Genomic DNA, 2,912 nt, shown 5'->3' with positions numbered 1-2,912 from the left:
CTTATGAAATATGACAGTGTAGGAGATTATACAATAGAAACAATAAGAAAATTAATAGATAGTGGAGTGGAGTTTGCTGTGGCTACTGGGAGAGGTAGACAGGGGGTAGACTTTTTAATAGAAAAATTACAAAGAAATATCTATGTTATTTGCAACAATGGTGCAAGTATCTATGATAAAAATGGAAATTGTATATTTGAAAAAATGATTTCTAAAGATATAGCTATTGAGATATTGAAAGCTATAAGAGATGAGGGAGTTTATTATAACGCCTTTGATAGAGAAAATTTTTATTTTGATAAAACTGATCCTAGAGATTTTACAGGAAGAAGAAAGAGTTTTAAAAGAGTACCCCTTGAGAGAGTTGAGGATATTCCCCCTTTAAGCAAGGTTATAATAACAGACAGAGAGGAAGTCGTTTCTAAAATGTCAGAGATTATGAGAAAAGGGTATGGGGATAAGATAGAGGTAACAATTTCAGATCCAATTTGTGTTGATCTTGTGCCTAAAAATTGTAGCAAGGGGAATGGAATTAAAAAAATCGGTGAGATTTTAGGGATAGAAACTTGTGAGGTTATGGCATTTGGTGACGGGGAGAACGACTTGGATATGCTAAGAACTGTGGGACACCCTGTGGCTATGGAAAATAGTCAGGAGATAGTTAAGAATGAGATAAAAAATAGGGCTATTCCTAATACAGAAGAGGGGGTTGCTAAGTATATAGAGGAGTATTTTAAATTTTAAAAATTGATTTATTTTAAAATTATAGTATAATAAATATTGTGCTTTTATTAAAATTAACTTTATTAAATAGAGATTAGAAACTTTAAAAATTTATAATTAGATTCTATTAAGGTAATAGAGATATAATTATAAGTAATAAAAAATTAAAAATATAAAAATCAATTAAAGAAACTATTAATAATAAATTGAGTAAAAAAATATTATAGAATAATTTTATTAAATAATAAAATTAAAAAATATATTATTTAAAGAATAAAATAATATAGAAGATTTAATTAATAAGATATTTTTGGAGAATAAAAAAATATATAAAAAAGTCAAAGGCTTTTATTGATAAATTTAAGTAGATATTCGGGAGGAAAGATGATAATAAAAGGTGTGATTTGTCCTAAGTGTAAAAACTTTATATTTTCAAGAGGACAAGGAGATTTCCATAAATGTAGCTGTGGACTTAGTTTCGTAGACGGTGGAGATATTAAAAATAGTGTTTTAGAGTATAATAGAGCTGGAATGTTAAGAAATTTCAAAAAAGGGCAGTTAGAGTTTGACTCTATTGATTTAAACTTTTCAAGAGCTGATATTTTAAAAGAGATGAACTTTGAATATGAGGCAAGAACTTTAACAGAAGAGGTATATAAAAAAATAAAGGATATAAATGGAGCTGGAAAGAGAGTGGATCTTGATGAACTTATGGAGATCCTTTACCCTAATGCTGAAGTTATGCCAGATAAATTAACTGCTTACGAGATGAAAGACTATATGGAGAGAGCATATAAAATAAGTGAGGTTGAGGGGATAGACGCCAATAAAATATATGAGGCTATGGGAAAAAATAATTTTAAATTTAGTCCTGTGGCTTTAAATAATATTGCCGAAGAATTAAATCTTCCTTTCTTTAATCAATATGGATTTATGGTAAATATATTTGTGCAGGAGCAGGAAAATATCTATTATAACCTTTCTAAAGATGAGGCTATTAAAAAAATAAAATTATTGGCTAAGAGAATTTACCAAATCTATCCACAAAAAACTGTTATAACTATATTTATAAACGACTGCTTAGAAAGAAGAGGATTTATAAGAAAAGATGAGTTTGTAGAGATATTTTAATAAAATAAATATTAAAATACTTACTTCTTTGGCAGAATGTTTGGAAGAATGAATAAAATTTAAAATATTAGATAATATGGAAAATCTAAGTTATAAAATAATTAAAGAAAATAGCTATAAAAATAGATTAAAAAGGAGAAAAGATGAGTAAAACCTATATAATAGCTGATACACATTTTGGAGATCCCTCAATAATAACAGCCATAGGTAGACCTTTTGAAAATATTCATCAAATGGATAGATTTATAATCGATAGATGGAATAGTGTAGTTACAAAAGATGATGATATTATTGTGGCTGGAGATTTTTTAGCTCTTCCAAGAGAAAATAAAAAAAAGTATGTTGAGAAAATATTGTCATCTCTTAATTTTAAAACCCTTGAGCTTGTAGTAGGTAATCACGATACAGAAGAGTTAATGGAGATTATGAAAGATTTTTCTAAAAATATAAATATATACAGATACCCAATAGTTAAGGATAATTTTTGGATAGTGAGCCATGAACCTATGTTTGTAAATGATAGAACTGTATGGGTAAATATATTTGGACACGTTCATAATAATCCAAGTTATAGAGATATAAGCAGTCGTAGTATGTGTGTAAGTGCTGAAAGAATTGATTATACTCCCATTGATTTTGAAGAGGTAAAAAGAAAAGTCAGAGAAGTATCAAGAAAAGAACTTGAAAAATTAACAAAGGATAGTTAATCAAAAAAATAAAAAAATTTTTAAAATTATAATTTTTTAAAACTTTTATTTTTCTTGAATAAAGCAGAGGATATAATTTTTATCAAAGAGATAAAAGATTATGGATATTGACAATTAAAAGAAAATATACTATAATCTTATAAAAGTTATAGGAACCCAAACCTAATTTCAAAAATGCGGGGTAGATAGAGTTATAGGAACCTGAACCTAATTTCAAAAATGAAGGGTAGATAGAGTTATAGGAACCCAAACCTAATTTCAAAAATGCGGGGTAGAAAAGATATAGGAACTCGAACCTAATAAAAATGTGAGGTAGTGAAGAAGTTAGGAACCTCAAACCTAAGATTCAAA

3 protein-coding genes are annotated in these 2,912 nt (G+C 27.5%); all 3 read left to right on the top strand.

Annotation, left to right across the window (positions count from 1 at the left end):
* Positions 1 to 744 (top strand): HAD family hydrolase (locus Q1J48_RS01660; protein ID WP_367181827.1); only part of this gene is annotated, 744 nt, incomplete at its 5' end.
* 363 nt (positions 745 to 1,107) lie between these two features.
* On the top strand, positions 1,108 to 1,854 hold the full coding sequence (locus Q1J48_RS01655; protein ID WP_300360707.1) for a DUF7695 domain-containing protein: 747 nt from the start codon (positions 1,108 to 1,110) through the stop codon (positions 1,852 to 1,854).
* 143 nt (positions 1,855 to 1,997) lie between these two features.
* The gene (locus Q1J48_RS01650; protein WP_300344734.1) at positions 1,998 to 2,561 is read left to right on the top strand and encodes a metallophosphoesterase; all 564 of its coding nucleotides are present in this window, start codon (positions 1,998 to 2,000) and stop codon (positions 2,559 to 2,561) included.
* Positions 2,562 to 2,912 lie beyond the last annotated feature (351 nt).

The sequence above is a fragment of the Fusobacterium sp. genome, from assembly GCF_029258315.1.
Lineage (GTDB): Bacteria > Fusobacteriota > Fusobacteriia > Fusobacteriales > Fusobacteriaceae > Fusobacterium_B.
This window is presented reverse-complemented; position numbering and strand designations above follow the sequence as displayed.